General features: G+C 72.7%; 14 protein-coding genes. 7 read left to right on the top strand and 7 right to left on the bottom strand.

From position 1 onward, the window contains the following. The first annotated feature begins 44 nt into the window (after positions 1–44). The 5 genes from ABR737_RS38690 (at position 45) to ABR737_RS38670 (ending at position 6754) form a co-directional block, all read left to right on the top strand. Positions 45–1331, top strand: a complete 1287-nt coding sequence (locus ABR737_RS38690) for an ROK family transcriptional regulator (protein WP_350255833.1) — start codon at positions 45–47, stop codon at positions 1329–1331. A 156-nt stretch (positions 1332–1487) separates the two neighbouring features. Then, the gene (locus tag ABR737_RS38685) at positions 1488–2900 is read left to right on the top strand and encodes a family 2B encapsulin nanocompartment shell protein (protein ID WP_350257091.1); all 1413 of its coding nucleotides are present in this window, start codon (positions 1488–1490) and stop codon (positions 2898–2900) included. A 140-nt stretch (positions 2901–3040) separates the two neighbouring features. Then, positions 3041–4456 carry a family 2B encapsulin nanocompartment shell protein gene (locus tag ABR737_RS38680; protein WP_350255832.1) on the top strand — a complete coding sequence of 472 codons (1416 nt, stop codon included), beginning with the start codon at positions 3041–3043 and terminating at the stop codon, positions 4454–4456. A gap of 244 nt (positions 4457–4700) precedes the next feature. Beyond that, positions 4701–5339 (top strand): N-acetylmuramoyl-L-alanine amidase, encoded by a 639-nt coding sequence (locus tag ABR737_RS38675; RefSeq protein ID WP_350255831.1) that lies wholly within the window; start codon positions 4701–4703, stop codon positions 5337–5339. A 200-nt stretch (positions 5340–5539) separates the two neighbouring features. Continuing rightward, positions 5540–6754: a phosphodiester glycosidase family protein gene (locus tag ABR737_RS38670; protein ID WP_350257090.1), complete on the top strand. Its 1215-nt coding sequence runs from the start codon at positions 5540–5542 to the stop codon at positions 6752–6754. Positions 6755–6844: 90 nt separating this feature from the next. Here the strand turns inward: ABR737_RS38670 and ABR737_RS38665 are convergent, their stop codons facing one another. Continuing rightward, complete coding sequence (locus ABR737_RS38665; protein WP_086718035.1) at positions 6845–7039, bottom strand: hypothetical protein; 195 nt, start codon at positions 7037–7039, stop codon at positions 6845–6847. Between the two features lie 416 nt (positions 7040–7455). On the opposite strand from ABR737_RS38665, the gene ABR737_RS38660 reads away from it, so the two are divergent. Then, positions 7456–8313 (top strand): Ig-like domain-containing protein, encoded by an 858-nt coding sequence (locus tag ABR737_RS38660; protein ID WP_350255830.1) that lies wholly within the window; start codon positions 7456–7458, stop codon positions 8311–8313. Between the two features lie 67 nt (positions 8314–8380). Beyond that, positions 8381–11698 (top strand): bifunctional lysylphosphatidylglycerol synthetase/lysine--tRNA ligase LysX, encoded by a 3318-nt coding sequence (gene lysX / locus ABR737_RS38655; protein ID WP_350255829.1) that lies wholly within the window; start codon positions 8381–8383, stop codon positions 11696–11698. A 130-nt stretch (positions 11699–11828) separates the two neighbouring features. Here the strand turns inward: lysX and ABR737_RS38650 are convergent, their stop codons facing one another. The 6 genes from ABR737_RS38650 to ABR737_RS38625 form a co-directional block, all read right to left on the bottom strand. Then, positions 11829–13448: a phospholipase D-like domain-containing protein gene (locus ABR737_RS38650; protein WP_350255828.1), complete on the bottom strand. Its 1620-nt coding sequence runs from the start codon at positions 13446–13448 to the stop codon at positions 11829–11831. A gap of 261 nt (positions 13449–13709) precedes the next feature. After that, positions 13710–14900 carry an alkaline phosphatase family protein gene (locus ABR737_RS38645; RefSeq protein WP_350255827.1) on the bottom strand — a complete coding sequence of 397 codons (1191 nt, stop codon included), beginning with the start codon at positions 14898–14900 and terminating at the stop codon, positions 13710–13712. Between the two features lie 178 nt (positions 14901–15078). Further along, positions 15079–16212 carry a galactokinase gene (locus ABR737_RS38640; protein ID WP_350255826.1) on the bottom strand — a complete coding sequence of 378 codons (1134 nt, stop codon included), beginning with the start codon at positions 16210–16212 and terminating at the stop codon, positions 15079–15081. Continuing rightward, positions 16209–18146 carry a class I SAM-dependent methyltransferase gene (locus ABR737_RS38635; protein ID WP_350255825.1) on the bottom strand — a complete coding sequence of 646 codons (1938 nt, stop codon included), beginning with the start codon at positions 18144–18146 and terminating at the stop codon, positions 16209–16211. Before ABR737_RS38635 ends, ABR737_RS38640 begins: the two co-directional genes overlap by 4 nt. A gap of 5 nt (positions 18147–18151) precedes the next feature. Beyond that, the gene (locus tag ABR737_RS38630) at positions 18152–19639 is read right to left on the bottom strand and encodes a glycosyltransferase (protein WP_350255824.1); all 1488 of its coding nucleotides are present in this window, start codon (positions 19637–19639) and stop codon (positions 18152–18154) included. Next, positions 19636–20436: an alpha/beta fold hydrolase gene (locus ABR737_RS38625; protein WP_350255823.1), complete on the bottom strand. Its 801-nt coding sequence runs from the start codon at positions 20434–20436 to the stop codon at positions 19636–19638. Before ABR737_RS38625 ends, ABR737_RS38630 begins: the two co-directional genes overlap by 4 nt. Positions 20437–20444: the final 8 nt, after the last annotated feature.

Raw genomic sequence — 20444 nt, 5'->3', positions numbered from 1 at the left:
CGTCCACCGGGACACGCTCCCGCCCGCACCCCGAGGAGACCCCCGTGACCGCGCCCGGCGGCGACACCCAGCACGGTATCCGGCGGCGCAATCTGGCCCGGGTGCTGCGGACCGTGGCCGCGCAGGGGCCGCTTTCCCGTCCTGCGGTCGCGGCGCGGATCGGGCTGACCCGGGCGGGGGTGGCCCCGCTGGTCGACGAGTTGCTGCGGGCGGGCCTGCTGGTGGAGGCGGGGCGGGCGGCCACCGGCGGCCGGGGCCGTCCTGGCGGCGAGCTGGTGGTCAGCGACCGCGGCCCGGCCGGGCTCGGTGCCGAGATAGGCGTCGATCATCTGGCGGTGTGCGCGGTCGATCTGCGCGGGCAGGTCCGGGCCCGGGTGGCGGCCGGTGCGGCGAACCGGCACAGCGCTCCCGGGCCGGTGCTGCGGCGGCTGTCCGCGCTGCTCGCGGAGGTGACCGAGGCGATCGCCGCCGAGGGGCTGCGGCCGGCCGGGCTGGCGGTGGCCGTACCCGGTCTGGTGGCCCGCGGTGCGACGACCGTGGTGCACGCCCCCAATCTCGGCTGGCGGGCCGCCGATCTCGCGCCGGGGCTCGCCGGGGCGACGGCCCCGCGGGACGGCTCCCCGGCCCTCCCGCTCACCGTCGAGAACGAGGCCAACCTCGGGGCGCTGGCCGAACTGCGGCTGGACGGGAGCGGCGGACGGCCGGGCCCGCCCCCGGACTTCGTGCATGTGTCGGCGGAGATCGGTATCGGTGCCGCGGTCGTCGTGGACGGTCAACTGCTGCGGGGGGCACGGGGGTTCGCGGGCGAGCTGGGGCATGTGCCGGTGTATCCGGACGGCCCGGTGTGCGGCTGCGGCGGCCGGGGCTGCCTGGAGCAGTACGCCGGGGAGGAGGCCGTGCTGCGCGCGGGCGGGCTCGTCCCCGGGCGGGCGGCGGCCGCTCATCCGGGACCGGGTGCCCGTATCGGACTGCTGGCGCGGTGTGCCGCCGACGGGGACACGGCCGTCGTACGGGCGCTGCACGAGGCGGGGACGGCACTCGGTATCGCGCTCGCCGGGGCGGTGAATCTGCTCGATCCCCGGGCGGTGGTCCTCGGGGGCGCGCTGGCCGGGCTGGCGCCCTGGATTCTGCCTTCCCTGGAGCGGGAGTTGGCGCTGCGCACGGCCGTCGCGGCGGATCGCGGGCAAGACGCCGGGCCGTTGGTGACGGTGTCCCGCCTGGGCGCGGACGGACCACTGCTGGGGGCGGCGCACGCGGCACTGCAGGCCGTGCTGGACGATCCCCTCCGCTCGTGCGCCCCGGCACACTCTCCCCGGAATGGAACCCGCTAAACCTATCCATGGAACGAGAATTCCATGCCACCCCATCGAGCGATTGTGTCGATAAAAACAGCACCACTATCTTCGGTTCGGCGGGCTGCCGCGGAACTCCCGTGAAAGGGTGCTTCGGAGGCGGTCCGCATCGCGCCCTCCGAAGAGACAGGTGGCATTGTGACGATTGCCGACGAATCACTGCCCGGCAGTGCGGAAGAAGCTCAGAATTCCAGTCTGAGTACCACCGCCGCGCGGAATCTGGCGACCACCACCAAGACCGCGCCGCAGATGCAGGGCATCACGTCCCGCTGGCTGCTGCGGCTGCTGCCCTGGGTGCAGGTGTCCGGTGGCACCTACCGGGTGAACCGCCGGCGGACGTACACCCTGGGCGACGGGCGCATCGATTTCGATATCAGCGGCAGCGACGTCTCGGTCATCCCCGACGAGCTGCGCGAGCTGCCGGCCCTGCGGGAATTCACCGATACCGAGGTGCTGGCCGCACTCGGCGAGCGGTTCACCCAGCAGGACTACGCACCCGGTGAACTGATCGCCGAGGCGGGCACCCCGGGCGACCGGCTGGTGCTGATCGCACACGGCCGGGTGGACCGTATCGGCACCGGCAAGTACGGCGACGAGGCGGTGCTCGAGGCGCTGGCCGGCGGGGACCACCTCGGTGACGCGCCGCTCACCGACCCGGAAGCCACGTGGGAGTTCAGCTATCGCGCGGTGACCCGGGTGACCGTGATGGCGCTACCCCGGCAGGCCGTGGCGGAAATCACCGACCGCTCCCCCGGGCTGCGCGACCATCTGGCGGAGGCCGGGCAGGACACCGCACAGCCGACGAACTCCACGGGGGAATCGGCGGTCTCCATCACCTCGGGGCATCACGGCGAGCCGTCCCTCCCCGGCACCTTCGTCGACTACGACCTGACGCCGCGGGAGTACGAACTCAGCGTCGCGCAGACGGTGCTGCGCGCCCACAGCCGGGTCGGCGACCTCTACAGCGACCCGATGAACCAGGTCGAGGAGCAGCTGAAGCTGACCGTCCAGGCGCTGCGCGAGCGCCAGGAACACGAGATGATCAACAACCCCGGCTTCGGGCTGCTGCACCACGCCGACCTCAAGCAGCGCATCCACACCCGCACCGGCCCGCCCACCCCCGACGACCTCGACGACCTGCTGGCGACGGTGTGGAAGGACCCGGGCTTCCTGCTCGCCCATCCCCTCACGATCGCCGCGATCGGGCGGGAGTGCAGCGCCCGCGGACTGTATCCGACCGCGGTCGATGTCATGGGGCATTCCCTGCCGTCCTGGCGCGGGGTGCCGATTTTCCCGTGCAATAAAATTCCGGTGACGAAGGAGCGGACGAGTTCGATTCTGCTGCTGCGCACCGGCGAGGAAAAGCAGGGAGTTGTCGGTCTGCACCAGACCGGAATTCCCGATGAATACGAGCCGAGCCTTTCGGTGCGTTATATGGGACTCGACGACCGCGCCGTTATCAAATATCTCGTCAGCGCCTATTATTCGGCGGCCATTCTCGTGCCCGATGCGCTGGGCGTTCTCGACGACGTACAGATCGGCCACTGACCGGCCACTGACCGGCCCGCAAAACGTGACGGCGCGCCCGCGAGCGGCCCGATCCCCGCCCGGCCGCGCCGGCCATACGCACCGGCAGGCCTCGCCCGCACAGCACAGCACGCACCGACAAGAACAGGTGAGCCTTCTCCATGACCACATCGGTGGATCCGACGTCCGGCCCGCAGCAGTCCCCGGTCGAGCAGAGCCGGTCCAGCCTGGACACCGCGGCCGCCCGCAAGCTGGCGACCACGACCAAGACCGTGCCGCAGATGCAGGGGATCTCCTCCCGCTGGCTGCTGCGCATCCTGCCCTGGACGCAGGTCTCCGGCGGTACGTACCGCGTCAACCGCCGCCTGACCCACACCCTCGGTGACGGCCGGGTGGAGTTCACCTCGACCGGCTCCGAAGTCCGGGTGATCCCGGCGGAGTTGCGGGAGCTGGCGCCGCTGCGCGGGTACACCGACGCCGCGACGCTCCAGGCGCTGGCGGACCGCTTCGTCCAGCGGGAGTTCGCCCCCGGTGAGGTGCTGGCCCGCAGCGGCGCGCCCACGGACCGGGTCATCCTGATCGCCCACGGCAAGCTCGACCGTATCGGCGCCGGCAAGTACGGCGACGAGACGGTCCTGGGGGTGCTGGCCGACGGTGACGCCCTCGGCGCCGCGGCCCTGCTGACGCCGGACGCGGAGTGGGAGCACTCCGTGCGGGCGGTGACCCGGGTGACCGCGCTGACCCTCTACCGCAGTGACCTCGAAGAGGCGCTGGGCCGGTCGGAGTCGCTGCGCAGCCACCTGGCGGAGTTCCGCGAGGCGCTGGTCCCCGCGCAGAACAAGCACGGCGAGGCGGCCATCGAGCTGACCGCGGGCCATGTCGGCGAACCGGCGCTGCCGGGCACCTTCGTCGACTACGACCTGGCGCCGCGGGAGTACGAACTCAGCGTGGCCCAGACCGTGTTGAAGGTGCACTCGCGGGTGGCCGATCTCTACAACGACCCGATGAACCAGCTGGACCAGCAGCTGCGCCTGACCGTGGAGGCGCTGCGCGAGCGCCAGGAACACGAGCTGATCAACAACCCCGGGTTCGGGCTGCTGCACAACGCCGACCTCAAGCAGCGCCTCCACACCCGCAGCGGCCCGCCGGCCCCCGACGACCTGGACGAGCTGATCTCCCGGCGCCGTAAGACGCAGTTCCTGCTGGCGCATCCGCGCACCATCGCGGCGATCGGCCGGGAGTGGAACGCCCGGGGGATCTACCCGACCACCGCGGAGTGCGAGGGCACGGCGGTCCGCGCCTGGCGGGGCATCCCGCTGCTGCCCTGCAACAAGATCCCCATCACCCCGGACCAGACCAGCTCGATTCTGGCGCTGCGGGTGGGCGAGGAGAACCAGGGCGTGGTGGGGCTGCACCAGACCGGCATCCCGGACGAGTACCGGCCCGGGCTGTCGGTGCGCTTCATGGGGATCAATGACCAGGCCGTCATCAATTACCTGGTCAGCGCCTACTACTCGGCGGCCGTGCTGGTGCCGGACGCGCTGGGCATCCTGGAGGACGTAGAGATCGGTCACTGACCGGCGGGGGACCTCGGTCCGGGTGCCACGCCCGCGTTCGGCCGTCAGGGCCGGGGCGCGGCACCCGGGTGACGTCCGATCAGGTATCTCCGCTCTCCTGACCTGCACCGTTCCTGCCTTTGGTCGAGCCATTGGCAAAGCGGCCATTCCCTTGGCAGGGCGTGCCCTGTTGCGCATCATGAACGCACCGCAGGTGTGTGACATGTACGCGACCATGCCCCCACGGTCCCTGTCAGGAGTTCACATGGAGCCCGACCGCCGCTGCCCGGACCGCCGTCGCCTGCTCACCGGTGCGGCCGCGCTCGCCGCATCCGCCGCACTCGTCCCTTTCACCGCGGCCGGGGCCGGGGCCGCCGTGCGCCGGCAGGCTCCGCGCGGCGGCGCCTACCCCCCGCACCAGTGGGTTCCGGCCAGCCCGTCCAACTTCACCGCCGCCGACCGCCCGACGCAGTATCCGGTCAAGAAGGTCGTGGTGCATGTGACCCAGGAGACCTACAAGGACACCCTCAAGCTGTTCCAGGACCCCCGGCACAAGGCGGCCGCGCACTATCTCGTACGGTCCGCGGACGGCAAGGTCGCGCAGTGCGTCAGGGAGCGGGACGTCGCCTGGCACGCCGGGAACTGGGACTACAACACCCGCAGCATCGGCATCGAGCACGAGGGCTGGATCGACGACCCGACATGGTTCACCGACCCGCTCTACGAGCAGTCCGCCCGGCTCACCGCCGCCATCTGCGACCGCTACCGGATCCCCAAGGACCGCGAGCACATCATCGGCCATGTCGAGGTGCCGGGCACCGACCACACCGACCCGGGTGAGTTCTGGGACTGGGCGCGCTATCTGGTGCTGGTTCAAGCGGCCTCCTGGCGAGGCCTGGGATGACGCGGACGCGGCGCCGTGGCACGCCCTTCGGGGTGTCCGGATCGGCACGGTGCGGCCCCCGGCGGCGCCGGAGACGGCGACACGACGGCTGTTGCGCGGGTCTACGCATTGATGACATCTCCGGGTCATAGTGAACGTCTCCGGCACCAGGGACAGTTGGCACGACGTCAGGGGGGATCGTGAAGCGGCGATTCGGTCGAGTGCACGCGGTGCTGACGGTGCTGGTGGCGTGGGGGGTGCTGGCCGGCGGAGGGATGGCGGGCGGGGCACGGGCCACCGCCGCGGACAGCGCTCTGCACCGCTCTTCCGCCCGGCTGGTGGCACCCGGTGTGGCCTACGGTGAATTCCGGATGACGGTGCCGCGCGGCCTCGTGCACGGGCATCTGCTGACGGTCGACCTGGCCGATCCACGGGTGTCGGTCGATCTGCTGTACCCGGGGGCGGTCGGCGCACGGTCGCCGGTGTCCGCGCTGGCGGCCGACCGCGGCGTGGTGGGGGCCGTCAACGGCGACTTCTTCAATATCACCGAAACCCAGCACCCGGGCGTGCAGGCGACCGGCGCCTCGGTCGGCCCGGCGGTGGCCTCGGGCCGGCAGCTCAAGGGCGCGGTGCCCGGCGGCCAGCGGTTCGGCCCTGTCATGCCGCCGGGCGCGACCACCGAGGACGTCATCGGCGTCGGCTACGACCACCGGGCGCGGCTGGACCGGCTCACGCTGCGCGGCGCGGTGCTGACCTCCGAGGGGACGCTGCCGCTGCGCGGTCTGAACCAGTACGCCCTCCCCGTCGGCGGCATCGGCGCCTACACCCCGCAGTGGGGCACGGTGTCCCGGCTGCGCGCCACCTGCGGCACGGACACCGACCGGGCGGCGCCGTGCAGCAGGGACACCACGGAGGTGACCGTCCGGCACGGCCGGGTGACGGCGGTGGAGGACGTCCCGGGCAGTGGTGGGGTGCCCGGGGGCAGTGTGGTGCTGGTGGGCCGGGAGGAAGGGGCGCGGCGGCTGCGCACCCTGGAGCCCGGTGAGCCGGTGCATCTCGTCTCCCGCCTCGTCGGCCGGGGGCCCGTCCCCCTGCGGTTCGCGGTGGGCGGCTTCCCGATCGTGCGGGACGACGAGCCGGTGGCCGGCCTGGACGGCGTCGCGGTGGCGGTGCGTACGTCCGCGGGGACCGGGGACGGCGGGCGGCTGCTGTATCTCATGGCGCTGGACGGGGCCCCCGGCCAGACCGGCCTGACGGTGCGCGAACTGGCGGACTTGATGGTGGAGTTGGGTGCGCGGGACGCGATGGACCTGGACGGCGGCGGGTCGTCGACGCTGGTCACCGGCGACAGGTACGGGGCCACGGTCCGCAATCATCCGTCGGGCGGGGCGGAGCGGCCGGTGGCCAATGCGATCGGGGTGTTCTCCGCCGGGTGAGCACCGGGGCAGCCGCCCGCGGCGCCCGGCCGCAGGCCGCCACCGTCACGGCGGGCAGGGCACCATCGTCACGGACGCAGCCCGCCACCGTCACGGACGCACGCTGCTCACCACATCCGCGGCGCCGGAGAGACCCTGGTGGATGTCCGGCGCGAGGCTGCTGTTCGCCAGGTAGAAGCCGAGCAGCGCGCACACCAGGGCGTGCGAGATCTTGAGCTTGCCGCTGCGCAGGAAGATCACGGTCAGGACGACCAGCAGCAGTACGACCGAGATGGAAATGGCCATGGGACGCACACCTCCTCAACCGCCGCCCGAACGGGCAGCAAGGGGTGGCCAGTTTGGCGTATTTCGGGGTATGTCAGGTTCTCCTCCGGGTGCTCCGATCAGGTGATCACTGCGGGTCACTGCCGGCGCCGGGCGGGCGCTTGCGGGACGCAGCGGGCAGGCAACAGAGGCGCGGCAGGGCCGACGGCAACCGGCCCGTACGGAATCAATCGCCCATATCAGCACAAGCTCCGGGTTCCGACCCGTCACCCCCGCGCCACCACGCCCCGTCGGCCACTGTGCCGTGGATCACATCACTCCCTGCAACGAAGTATGGCGATCCCTCGTCTTAGCGGCCGACAACGCAGCCCCTCCCCCACGCCGATGCCCCTGCCCGCATCACCACCCTCTCCGCACCGCAGACGGAAGCACCCGACATGAGCCAGCCCCCCTCCCGCCGCCGGTCCTCCCGGCCGCGGCGTATCGCACTCGCGCTGGTCCCGGTGATCGGAATGGGCGCGCTCACCGGGTGCGGGGGCAGCGCGGAGGCGTCCCCGCAGGGCGATCCGGTGCAGGTGGCGCTGGGCGCGGCGGGCGGGGCCAGGACCGTACAGGCCGGCGACCGCCTCCAGGTGACCGCGGAGGGCGGCGTCCTGACCGAGGTGTCCGTCACCGACCCCAGGGGGCGGCAGCTGCCCGGCGGACTCAGCCGTGGCGGGACCAGCTGGACATCCCGGGCGAAAACCGCACCGGGTACCAAGTACTCCGTCGTCGCCAGGACCAGGAACGCACAGGGCGGCGTCGGCGCGGCCAAGGAGTCGCTGACCACCGCGAACGCGGCCAGGCTCAACACACTGATGCTCGATCCCCACTCGCCGGGCGTGGTGTCCGGAGCCGACCGGCCCCTGACGATCCTCTTCAACTTCCCGGTGGCCGACCGGGCCGCGGTCGAGCGGCGGCTCAGCGTCACCACCGACAGCCGGATGACCGGGTCGTGGGACTGGGAACAGGACCACGGCGGCGGTGACCGGGTGGACTGGCGGCCCGCGCGGCCCTGGAAACCGGGCACCGAGGTCACGCTGCGGGCGGCTCTCGACGGGGTGGACTCCGGGGGCGGCCGCTACTTCGTCCATGACTATGACCTGAAGTTCACCATCGGCCGGAGTTGCACCGACTCGGACATGGAGCCAGTTTGTGGCAAGGTCCACGGGAGTGACCCCATAGAGGTCACCACACCCTCCCTACGAGGGGGAGACAACAGGGCCATCGGGATCGGAGACTGGAATGACGGCTGATCCCCGTGGCAGAGAACCAGCGCCGCGCGGCGCGCAGCTGAACCCTTTCCAAACCTAATGTGACGGAATGAGCACCGTGCAGGACCAGGATCAACTCACGGGGTGGCAGCGCTTCCGGCGCCGCGTCCCCAATGGCTTCGCCATCATCTTCAGCGTGTTGGGGCTCTTCTGTGCCCTGATGGCGCTGATCGGGCCCCTCCGGCGCGGATTCCACCCGGTGATCTACTGGCTGGACACGCTCACCATCCCGGTGGTGCCGAACTTCGCCTACGCGGTGTTCCTCTTCCTCCTGGCCGCGGCGATGACCGCCCGCAAACAGGTGGCACTGTGGTTCGTGGTGACCTACATGGTGCTGGTCACCCTCGCGGATGCGCTGTTCCTGGTCGAGAGGTACTGGGAGTACACCTTCTCCCTGGTGCTGTGCGCCGGTGCGCTGGTGCTCCTGCTCGTCTCGCACCGCGAGTTCTATGCGATCACCCGGCGGGGTGCGTTCCTGCGCGCGATCCTGGTGCTGGTCGGCGGGCTCGCCGCGGCGGTGCTGATCGGCTGGGGCCTGGTCTCGCTGGCCCCCGGCACGCTGGAGCCCGGCGCCACCAACCGGCTGCTGTGGGCCGCCAACCGCGTCTGCGGCGGACTCGTCGGCGGCCGGCTGATCGAGGGCCATCCCCCGCACTGGACCAGCGCCGTGCTCGGCCTGCTCGGGGCGCTGGCGCTGCTGAACGCCGCGGCCACCCTGTTCCGTTCGCAGCGCATGGAGGCCGCGCTGCACGGCGACGAAGAGGCCCGCATCCGGGCGCTGCTGGACCGCTACGGCAGCCAGGACTCGCTCGGCTACTTCGCCTCCCGCCGCGACAAGGCCGTGGTCTTCTCCCGCAGCGGCAAGGCCGCCGTCACCTACCGCGTCGAGGCAGGTGTCTGCCTGGCCAGTGGTGACCCGGTCGGTGACCGGGAGGCGTGGACCCAGGCCATCGAGGCCTGGCTGGAGGTCGCCGGACGGTACGGCTGGCAGCCCGCCGTCATGGGGGCCAGCGAGAGCGGCGCCAAGGCGTTCGCCCGCAGCGGCCTCGGGGCCCTGCAGCTCGGCGACGAAGCGATCTTGCATGTGAAGGACTTCGACCTCGACGGCCGGGAGATGCGGGTGACCCGCCAGGCCGTCAACCGCGTCGAGCGCACCGGCGCGACCTTCCGCGTCCGGCGCCACTCCGCGCTGACCGACGAGGAGATGCAGGAGGTCATCCACCGGGCGGATGCCTGGCGGGACACCGAGACCGAGCGCGGCTTCTCGATGGCGCTGGACCGGCTGGGCGACCCGGAGGACGGGGACTGCCTGCTGGCCGAGGCGTTCGACGGCGACGGCAACATGATCGCGCTGCTGTCCTTCGTGCCGTGGGGCAAGGACGGCATCTCGCTGGACGTCATGCGCCGTGACCGCACCGCGCCCAACGGCGTCATGGAGTTCATGGTGGCCCGGCTCTGCGGCCAGGCCGGTGCCATGGGCGTGCGCCGGATCTCGCTGAACTTCGCGGTGTTCCGGTCCGCCTTCGAGGAGGGCGGCCGGATCGGTGCCGGACCGGTGCTGAAGTTCTGGCGCCGGCTGCTGCTGTTCTTCTCCAAGTGGTGGCAGCTGGAAGCCCTCTACCGTTCCAACGCGAAGTACAACCCCGAGTGGTACCCGCGCTTCCTGTGCTACGCGGACGCCGGTGCGCTGGCCCGGATCGGTCTGGCCTCCGGTATCGCCGAGGGCTTCGTGGCCGTGCCGAGCCTGGGCAAGCTGTGGGGCAAGGGCCACAAGAAGCGGGTGCTGGCCCCGGCGAGCACCGCGGGCCTGCCGTCGCTGGACGAGCTCGGCCTGGTGCAGAGCGGACCGGCCACCGAGGAGGAGCTGCACGAACGGGAGCTGGCCGCGCTGCCCGAGCAGGTGCGGGTGCGCCACCGGAAGCTGGAGCGGCTGCGGGAGGCCGGCACCGACCCGTACCCGGTGGGCGTGGAGCGTACCCACACCCTGGGCGAGGTCCGCGAGGAGTACCCGGACCTGACGCCCGGCGCGCGGACCGGCAAGACCGTCAGCATCGCCGGGCGGGTGCTGCTCACCCGCGACCACGGTGGCGTGCTCTTCGCGGTGCTGCGCGACTGGTCGGGCGATCTGCAGATCGCGCTGACGCGCGAGGGCAGCGGCAAGGAGCTGCTGGAACGCTTCGGTGCGGACATCGACCTCGGTGACCATGTCGAGGCCGAGGGCGAGGTCGGCACCAGCGACCGCGGTGAGCTGACGGTGTTCGTGACGCAGTGGCGGCTGACGGCCAAGTGCCTGCGGCCGCTGCCGGACAAGCGGCGCGGGCTGACCGACCCGGAGGCCAAGGTCCGCCAGCGGTACGTGGACCTGGTCGTCTCGCCGGATTCGCGGGACAACGTCCGGGCGCGCAGCACGGCCGTACAGGCACTGCGCCAGGGTCTGATCGAGCGCGGCTACCTCGAGGTCGAGACGCCGATGCTGCAGCAGATCCACGGCGGCGCCAACGCCCGTCCCTTCCAGACCCATATCAACGCCTACGACCTCGATCTGTATCTGCGGATCGCGCCGGAGCTGTATCTCAAGCGGCTGTGCGTGGGCGGTATGGAGAAGGTCTTCGAGATGGGGCGGACCTTCCGCAACGAGGGCATCTCCTACAAGCACAACCCCGAGTTCACGATGCTGGAGGCGTACCAGGCGTTCGCCGACTACGACGTGATGCTCGACCTGACCCGGGAGCTGATCCAGGGTGCGGCGATCGCCGCGTTCGGCAGCGCCACCGCCCGTAAGGCGGACAAGAGCGGCCGGCTGGTCGAGCACGACATCTCGGGGCTCTGGCCGGTGAAGACCGTCTACGGCGCGATCTCCGAAGCGCTCGGCGAAGAGGTCGACGCGGACACCTCGCCGGAGGCGCTGCGGCGGCTGTGCGCTGCCTCGTCGGTGCCGGTGAAGCCGGAGATGGGCCGGGGCGACATCGTGCTGGAGATGTACGAGCGGCTGGTGGAGGAGCGGACCGAGCTTCCCACGTTCTACAAGGACTTCCCCACCGATGTCTCGCCGCTGACCCGTCAGCACCGGCGGGACCCGCGGCTCGCCGAGCGCTGGGACCTGGTCGCGTTCGGCACCGAGCTGGGCACCGCCTACTCGGAGCTGACCGACCCGGTGGAGCAGCGGCGCCGGCTCACCGCCCAGTCGCTGCTGGCGGCCGGCGGTGACCCGGAGGCGATGGAGCTGGACGAGGACTTCCTGCAGGCCCTGGAGTACGCGATGCCGCCGACCGGCGGTCTGGGCATCGGCGTGGACCGGCTGGTCATGTTCCTCACGGGGCTGTCGATCCGCGAGACGCTGCCGTTCCCGCTGGTGCGGCGCCGCTGACGGCAGCAAGGGCCCGCTGCCGGCGGGCCTGCGGCGAAGGCCGCCCCCACCGAGCGGTGGGGGCGGCCTTCGCCGCCGCGTCCGGGTCCCCGATGCTGCCGGGGCCGAAGGGGCTTGTCCGCCCGCGGGGTCAGCCCGTTGCGGGGGCCGGGCACCCGGCCGGGGTCGCCGCAGCCTGCCGGGAGTACTTCCACTCCGGGTCGAGCAGTCCGGTCTTCAGCTGCTTCGCCGCGGCCGGGCTCTCGACGATGTAGCCGAAGTCCTGCAGCCAGGCCGGGTAGAGGTTCTTGGAACCGATGTAGAACGCCGAGTCGTCCACCGACACCAGCTTGTGGTGCAGCGCGTACGGCTTGCCGTCGGCCCACTTCGCGGCGTCGGAGCTGCGGAACGAGGCGAGCTGCAGGTTGCCGCACATCGCCCGCGACGCCTTCTCGTTGTCACCGGTGAGCGCCACCAGCCGCTTGCGGAGGGTGTCGCTGATCTCGTCCAGGGACTTGATCTGGGAGTAGCCCCCGCTCCCGACGGCTCCGCGGTTGGCGGGGTCGCTGACGACGATGCGGACCTTCACCCCGGCGGCCAGCTTGCCCGCGAGGGTGTCGTAGGTCCGGATGTCGTAGCGCGGCAGCGGCGGGCAGGTGCCGTTGAGGTCCTGCTGCGAGATCTCGACGTGGCTGCGCGCGCTCCCGATGAGCGAACGCAGCGCGTTCTCCTCGGGGTTGACCGTGTCGTAGTCGCGGTCGCCGTTGGTGTGGTCGTGCAGCCCCACGGTGCACTTGGTGTCCGGGGCCGTGGGCAGGTCCGGGTGATACCCCGAGGAGGGGTCGGACTCCTTGATGCCCACGCCGAGACCGCCGACCGCGATGACCGGGACGTCACCGGTGGGCCCGGCGGGGGTGGCGCCCGCCTCCTCCTTCTCCATCGACGGCATGCAGGAGGAACCGTTCGACGTGGCGAGCCACACCTTGGCCGGGTCGGACGCATTGCTGCAGGTCCAGTCCCACAGCGTGTCGAGGTACTTCCCCGCCGAGCGGGCGGCCGGCCCGCTGAGCGCCATGTCCACGTCCGACACCGGGTGGGCGGTGTCGAGGTAGTCGTCCTTCCAGCCGTTGATCCCGCCCGTGATGGCCGTCTTCCCGTCGACCACAAGGAGCTTGGAGTGATTCCAGGAGAGCGACGTCTTGGACGTGGTCATCGAGGCGACATTGAGCGTGACCTTGCCGGCCGCCGCGCCGAGCTTGCCGATCAGGTCGTCCCGGTAGCGGGACGGCACCACATTGAGGTGGTAGATCGGGGCGGCGCCGACCAGGATGCGCACCCGCGGGGAGTGTCCTGCCTTGACGGACGCCTTGAGACCGGCGACGACGGCGTCCTCGAACCCGCCGTTGGGGAAGGGCGCCAGCGAGGAGATGTCCACGGTGTGCCGGGCGTCGGCGATGTTGCGGGTCATCTTGTCGAGCAGCTGCCGGGTGCCCGCGCGGTCCTTGCAGCCGACGTCGCCCCAGCAGCCGGGGGTCTGCAGCAGCCAGCCGGAGGGGTTGTCCGCCGGGGCGTCCAGGCGGTTGCCGTTGGTGCGCTCCCATACCGAGCCTTCGAGGCCGGGGGAGGTTTCGCGGAGCGACCGCTCGATGGAGTCCAGATGAGGGGTGGGCGGTGTGTCCGCGGCGTATGCGGCCGAGGTCGGCAATGTCGCACATACCGTCGTCAGGGCGACGGACACCGGTATGAGCCGGTGGAGCCGGTGGGGAGCCAAGAGCTTGCCTTCTTTGGGTGATGAGGCGAGCCGGGCGCTGATCACATGTCACTGATCGCATGCCCGGCTCCGGTTGCCCTCAGAAGGTATCGGGCTCCGTTCTGTGCGCTTCGTGCAGGAGACGATCTCCGCTACAACTACGGGCCCCCGGTTGCGGCGTCCGGGGTTCCCCGGTCGCGGACGCCGCTGTCGTGGATGGTGCTGACGCGGGGGCCGCTGCCGTGGAGGTCGCTGCCGTGGATGCCGCAAAGGTGCGGGTGTTCAGAACCAGTTGACGGTGAACGGGAAGGCGGCGGTGGCCGTGGCGCCGCGGGAGTCGGTGACGGTGGCGGTGATCTGGAAGGTACCGGTCTGCCAGGGTCTGCCGCCGATCCGGCCGCCGGGGGCGTCGGCGCCCAGGCCCAGCGGCAGGCCGGTGGCGCGGTAGGTGAGCGGGGGTGTGCCGCCGGTGGCGGTCAGCTGGACGGTGCAGTCCTGGAGGAATCGGCAGGTCTGCGGGCCGGGGGCGGTGAACTTCAGGTCACCGCCGGGCGGTTCGCCGCCGCCGGTGTCGAACACACCGGTGACGGGCGTGGCGGTGGCGGCATTGCCCGCATGTCCGGTGCCGTACATGTCCTCGACCGTCCGCAGCAGGCTGTAGTGGTTGTAGGCGCCGCTGAGGCTGCCCGGTGCGACATGGGCTCCGTGGAACACGGTCGCGATCCGGTTGGAGCCGAGGTAGTTGTCCTCGTCCCAGGTGACCATCAGCAGGCTGTTGTGCTCCTTGGCCCACCGGGCGTAGGAGGCGAGGTTGTTGCTGAGCCAGGTGTCGCCGCTGCCGACATTGCAGTCGTGCATGTCGTTGCACATGTCCGGGATGACGAAGGAGACGGTCGGCAGCCGGGTGAAGTCGTCCCGGGGGAACTGGGCGAAGGTCTTTCCGGTGCTCACGGGCACGTTCTTGAAGGCGAACCAGGGGTTGTGCTTCTGGGCGTAGCGGCCGTCGGAGCAGGTCGTGGAGCCCTCGTTCGGCAGGCCCTCGTTGTAGCTCGCGAAAGTCTTGCCGGCGGCGAGCAGTTCCTGGCCGAGGTTGGGCGCGGTCGTCGACTGCGCGGTGTAGCAGCCGTCGCCGGTGATCCCCTGGGTGGCGCCGGAGAACAGGTTGAAGTAGTTCGGCTGGCTGGGGTGGGTCAGCGCCTGCATACCGGTCAGGTCGGCGCCCTCCCGGGCGAGTTGGTTGAGGTAGGGCGCGGCGGCGTTGCCGATGATCTCGCCGTACTGCTTGTTCTCGAAGACGACGATCACGACGTGGTCGTAGTTCGGCAGGGCGGCCCGGGTGCCGGTGCCGCTCGCGTGGGCCGCCGTGACTTCCGGGGTGGTGCGGGCGTCGGCGGTGGTGGCGGCAAACGTCAGGCCGAGCGCGCCGAGCACCGCCACGAGCGCCCTGCGCAGATGGACGGCTGTTCGCTTCATCAGGTCTCCCTCCGTTCCGGAGATGCCGGGGCCGGGGTCGGGGCGGTGGTCGAAGTCGGGGCGGTGGTCGAAGTCGGGGCGGTGGTCGAGGTCGAGGCGGTGGCCGGGGTCGGGGCCGGGGCCGGGGCCGGGGTCGGGGCCGGGCTCGTGGTCGTGGTCGTGGTCGTGGTCGTGGGCGTCAGGCTTCGCGGCGGGCCGCGTCCACGACGTTGATCCGCAGGAGGCGGGGTACGGGCAGGTCGCAGCGGCGGAAGGCCTCGGCGGTGGCGGAGCGGACCGCCGCGCGCCGGTCCGGGGGTACCAGCAGCAGCACGCTGCGGCCCGGGCGGGTGCCGGGCCACCAGGCGGACCAGGCACCGGCGCGCAGGGCCTCACGTACCGCGGCGGCGAGTCCGGTAGCGAGCTCGGTGGACGGGGAGGAGGCGGGGGCAGGGGCGGTTGGGGTGTCGGGGGTGGCAGAGGCGGGAGTGGCAATGGTGGTGAGGGTGGGCGTGGTGGCAGGGGCGGCATCGCCGGTATCCGCGTCGCGGGACGCGGTGGGACGGGCCGTCAGGAGGAGCAGGCAGGCATCCCTGGCGCTGTCGGGGGCGCGCAGCGGCAGATGGGTGTGGCCGTCGGCCGCGAGGAGGTGGCCGGCCCGGGCGAAGAGCACCGCCCGCCGCAGCCCGTCGTCCCCGGGCACGGCGGCGCCGAGGAGGCGCGCCAGTTGCGGGCGGGTCGGCGGGTCCCCGCCCCGGCCGGCGTGCACACCCGAGACGGCCAGGGCGACCGCGCACTCCAGCGGTTCGGCGACGGGCAGCCCCACGGCCTCGGGCAAGGGGGCGTTCAGCTGCAGATCGGCGCCGCCCCGGCCGCAACCGGCGGCGGCGAGGCTGCGCAGCACGGCATACGGGCGGGCGGCCCAGTCGGGGGCGCGGGCGGCCGGTCCGGTGAGGGGGAGTTCGGCGGTCTCCGCCGGGTGGTTGAGCGAGGCGCAGCGCAGCATCCCGTCGGCGCGCGGGGCGACGGCCACATCGACGTAGTGCCCGGCCGCCCCGAACCAGTCGGTCCCCGGCGCCGGCCCGGTACCCGGCGGGCCGGGCGGGACGGCGGAGGCGGAGCCCTGGAAGGCGGGCGCGGAGGCCCGGGGGGCGGCCGAGGTGTCGCGGAAGGCGGCCGCGGAGGCCTGGCAGGCGGAGGCGGAGACCCGGAAGGCGTACGGGGCCCGCCACACCGCATCGGGCGGACGGTGACAGCCCATCGAGAAGCCATGGGAGAGCAGGCGCAGCAGCGGGTCCGCCGTGGTGCTCCCGGCCAGGCCCACCGCGCTCACCCGAGCTCCTTGCGGGCGAGCAGCCGGTAGGCGTTGCCGCCGTCGGCGACCCGGGCCACCGCGGTGCGCAGGCTGTCGAGGCCCAGCGCGGCGGCGTAGCAGGGCACCGCCATGGCCTGTACGGCGCTTCGGGCGGCACGGCGGGCCGGGGTCGAGGGAACGGCGGACCAGGGGGTGTCCGGGTCGGGGACGAGGCTGTTCGCGGCGAGGACGGTGGCGCCGAGGAAGTCGCCGTTGGGCTGGTGGGCCGCCCCGTGCTGCTCGACGAGCACGGTGAACCCCCGTGCCGCCAGGGCCTGTTTGAGGTTCCCTACGGGCATGAGGTGCTGGTGCTGGGGCTGGAACCAGGGCAGCCAGTAGCGGCCGAACAGCCGGCCCGCCCGGGACTCGGGATCGGGGAGTTCGATCAGCAGATGACCGCCGGGGGCCAGGACCTTGACGGCGGCGTCGAGTTCGGCGCGCGGGTCCCGGGTGTGTTCGAGGTAGTGGTGCATGCTGACGGTGTCGTAGCGGCCCGCGAGCCGGTCGGCGAGGTCGGGGAACTGGCCCTGGTAGGCGGTGTCGATCCAGCCCCGGCGTGCGGCCTCGTGGACCCCTTCGCCCATGTCCAGCCCGTCGAAGCGGGTGTCGGGCCATACGGCACGGGCGGCGTTGCAGAAGTGTGCGGCGGCGGTTCCGACGTCGAGCCAGGCCCGGGGGGTGGTGAACGGCCGGAGCAGTTCGGCGCGGTCGCGGTAGGTGCCGCTCATCCGGCCCAGGACCAGAGCGGTGCCGTCACCGCCGAGGCCTTCGTAGAAGTCGCGGTAGTAGAAGTCGAGTCCGTCCGGGGTGAGCCTGGGGTTCTGGAAGATGTGGCCGCACTGGCGGCACTCCTCCAAAGTGAACCGGCCGGGCTTGCCCTGCATCAGGTCGGGCGTGCGCACTCGCACCACGGGGTCGGGCGCCGAGCACCAGGGGCAGTCCGTACGGCGCGGCTCGAAGAACCGGTCCGTGCCGCGGGCGAGTGCGCCGGCGTACGCGGCCCGGCGCGCCGCAACACCGGCGGGACCGGATTCCTCCGTGGTACCGGACTCTTCGGTGACACCGGAATCTCCGGTGACACCACACTCTTCGGTGGTGGCGCCGGGCCCTTCGGCGGCCGGTGCGGCGAGGGTCCGCAGTGCGGTCGACAGGGCGCGCAGCGGACGCAGGGCGGTGGCGCGGGCGAGGCCCGCGGGGCGCGGTCCCCGGACCGGGCCCAGGACGACGGCGGGCTGCAGCCAGTACAGGGCGCTCGCCGCAATACCCCAACGCGGCGCGGATACCAGGCACTTCACCAGCAGGGCGAGACCGGCGAGCTGGGCTGCGGACAGCAGGGCGGGCGGCAGGCCACGGGCCCGCAGTTCCTCGGCGTGCCGCGCGGGGTCGGGGGGCGGACCGGTCAGCCCGGGGGCGAGGGCCCAGCCGGTGGCGTCGGGAGCGTACTCCTTGAGCGTGCGGACGAGGCGGAGCAGATCGGCCACCGAACGCGGCGGGGTCCCGGCGCCGAGTCCGGCCCGCCGGTGGACGTCGTCGGCCACCAGCAGGGCGTGACCCGCGCCGTGGCCCGGGGCGCACCGGTCGGCGCGGTGGGCCGTGGGGTCGAGCAGCCGGAGCAGGCCGAGGGCGCTCTCGGCGTCCAGGCGTGCCGGAATCAGGTCCACGACGCGCAGACCGTCGCGTACGGCGTGGTCGGCAGCGGCACGCAGGGTCGCCGCGTCGGCCGTGACACCGGGCGCGGTGATCAGGTGCCAGCCGGGCAGCGGCGGTAGCGGGGCGTCCTGGGCCGGGGCGGGGTCGAGCACGGGCAGCGCGGCGAGCCTGCGGCGGGCGCGCACGGTGCCCGCCCCCAGGGCCGTCACGGCGGCGGCCGCCACCCATCGTGTGCGGGCTCCCGAACGGTGCGCTCGCGTCATCGGGCTCACGGTCCCTTCTCGTTCTCGGTCTCGGGCTCGGGCTTGGCCTCGTTCTCGGGCTCGTTCTCGGGCTCGGTCGCGGCCTTGGTGGGGGCGGTACCCGGCCCGGGCGGGCGGGGGTGCCGGGCTGCGGATGCGCCGGCGGGCCGGCCGGTGGATGTGCCGGGGTGCGCGGCACCGGACGTGCCGGGGTGCGCGGCACCGGATGTACCGGCGGCCACGGCGCCGGCCTGCAGCTTCTCCAGACGGTCGGCCGCGGTGCGGGCGCCGCCCGCTGCGGCGAACGACGCCTGGATACGGCGGGCCGCACGGCGGTGGGCCGGATCGTCCAGGACGGCGGCCAGCGCCTGGTGCAGCTCGTCCGCACGGGCCCGGCCGAACCGCACCCGTACCCCCGCCCCGGCCCCGGTCACCTGACCGGCGACGATCGGCTGATCGTCGCGGACCGGCGCCACGACCAGCGGCAGCCCGTACGCAAGCGCCTCGCACACGGTGTTGTGGCCGCCGTGGCACAGCACCGCGTCGAGGTGCGGCAGCAGGGCGAGCTGGGGGACGTACTCCTGGTGCACCACATGGTGCGGGACGGTCCCGGCGAGGTCCGCGGGGGCCGCGAGGATCAGTTGCGCCCGGTCCGCGAGGGCGTCCGCGGCACGCAGGACCGCGGGGTAGAAGCGGGCGCCCGCCTCGCGGTTGAGGGTGCCGAGGGAGACGAGCACCCGCGCGCGATCGGGGTCCAGCCGGTGCCACGGGAAGTCTCCGGGGGACGGGCGGGCGCCGAAGGCGGGCCCGACGAAGGCGTAGTGGGGCGGATACCGCCGTTGTGCGGGACGCGACGCCGCACCCGTTACGCCGACGGCGGCCGGTGCGTTCGCGCGGGCCTCGGCACCGGGCGGCACCCCGGCCCCGTCTCCAGCCGGTCCGCCGTCCCCGAAGAGCGCGGGGGTGGAGAAGACCAGGACGAGGTGCGGGGAGAAGCGGGGGTCCCAGCCGCTGGGCGCGCCGCATTCGGCGAGCAGTGCGGCGATGCGCTGTGCCACCCACTCCCCCACCTTGGGAACCCCGTCGAAGGGCCGGGTGAACTCGGCCGTCGTGGTCGCCGAGGTCGCCCAGGGCAGACCGTGCCGCCGCGCCACCAGCGGCCCGGCCAGGGCCTGTTGGTCGGTCACCAGCAGGTCGGGCGCGAAGTCCTCGACGGCGGCGTGCACACCGGGCAGCATCGCGCGGGCCAGGGGCAGCAGGACGTCCGCCCACAGGAAGCGCAGGGCGGCGATGCCCCGCAGATCGCGCCACCGCCCGTGCAGGACGTCGATGCCGTCGCCCCCGCTCCGGTCTCCCGCCGGGTACAGGAGGGAGCCCGCGGGGAGCAGGGTCGCAAGGGCCGCGTCGGGTCCGGTCCAGGCGACCCGGTGGCCGCGCGCGGTGAGTTCGGCGGCGACGGCGAGCGTGGGGTTGACGTGTCCGGCGAGCGGCGGGACGACGAACAGCACTCTCATCGGACCACCGCCCCGGCCCGCTCGCCGAGACGTTCCAGCACGGCGGCGCAGAGCCCTTCGGTGGCTTCGTTGAGCACGGTGTGTCCCACGCCCGGGAGCACGTACAGCTCGCAGTCCGGTGCGCCGGCCGCGAGCTCCCGGGCTCCGGGGAGGAGTTCGGAGTGCTCTCCGTAGACGGCGAGGACCGGGCACCTCAGCCGGGCGAAGTCGTGGGAGGTGAAGGCGGCGCCCGCTGCGATGTCCTCGATCAGGGAGGTGCGGTTGAGCAGGGCGTCGGCACCGGCGGTCAGCCGGGCCTCCTTGCGCCGCCCGAGCGCGGCAAGCTGCTCGGGCAGCCGGCGGTGTTCGAGGCCGAGGGCCGCGACGGAGAGCGTGTCGGTCATGTCTTCCACCCAGTCGCCGGTCAGTTGGGCGTCGATCAGCACCACCGAGGCGACCAGCTCGGGCCGGACGAGCGCGGTGTGCAGGGCGAGCACCCCGCCGTAGCTGTTGCCGACCAGATGGACCGGGCGGCGGTCGAGGCCGAGGGAGCCGAGCAGGGCGGCGAGGTCGGCGGCCGCGGTGTCCCGGTCGTAGCCGCCGGGCGGGCGGTCGCTGCGGCCGTGTCCGCGCTGGTCGTAGAGGAGCACCGGGTGACCGGCGCGGGATACGGGACCCGCGAGGGTGCAGTAGAAGCTCGACAGGTTGTCCATCACGAGGCCGTGGAGGAAGACGACCGTGGGGCCGCCGTCGCCGTCGCCGCGGCCCGGCAGCCGCTGGGTGTGCAGGCGCAGCCCGCCCGCGGGGGTCAGGGACATGGGTGCGC

The sequence above is a fragment of the Streptomyces sp. Edi2 genome (assembly GCF_040253635.1).
In the GTDB taxonomy this organism is placed as follows: Bacteria; Actinomycetota; Actinomycetes; order Streptomycetales; family Streptomycetaceae; genus Streptomyces.
Note: the sequence above shows the minus strand (reverse complement) of the source record. Positions and strands in the feature narration are given on the sequence as shown.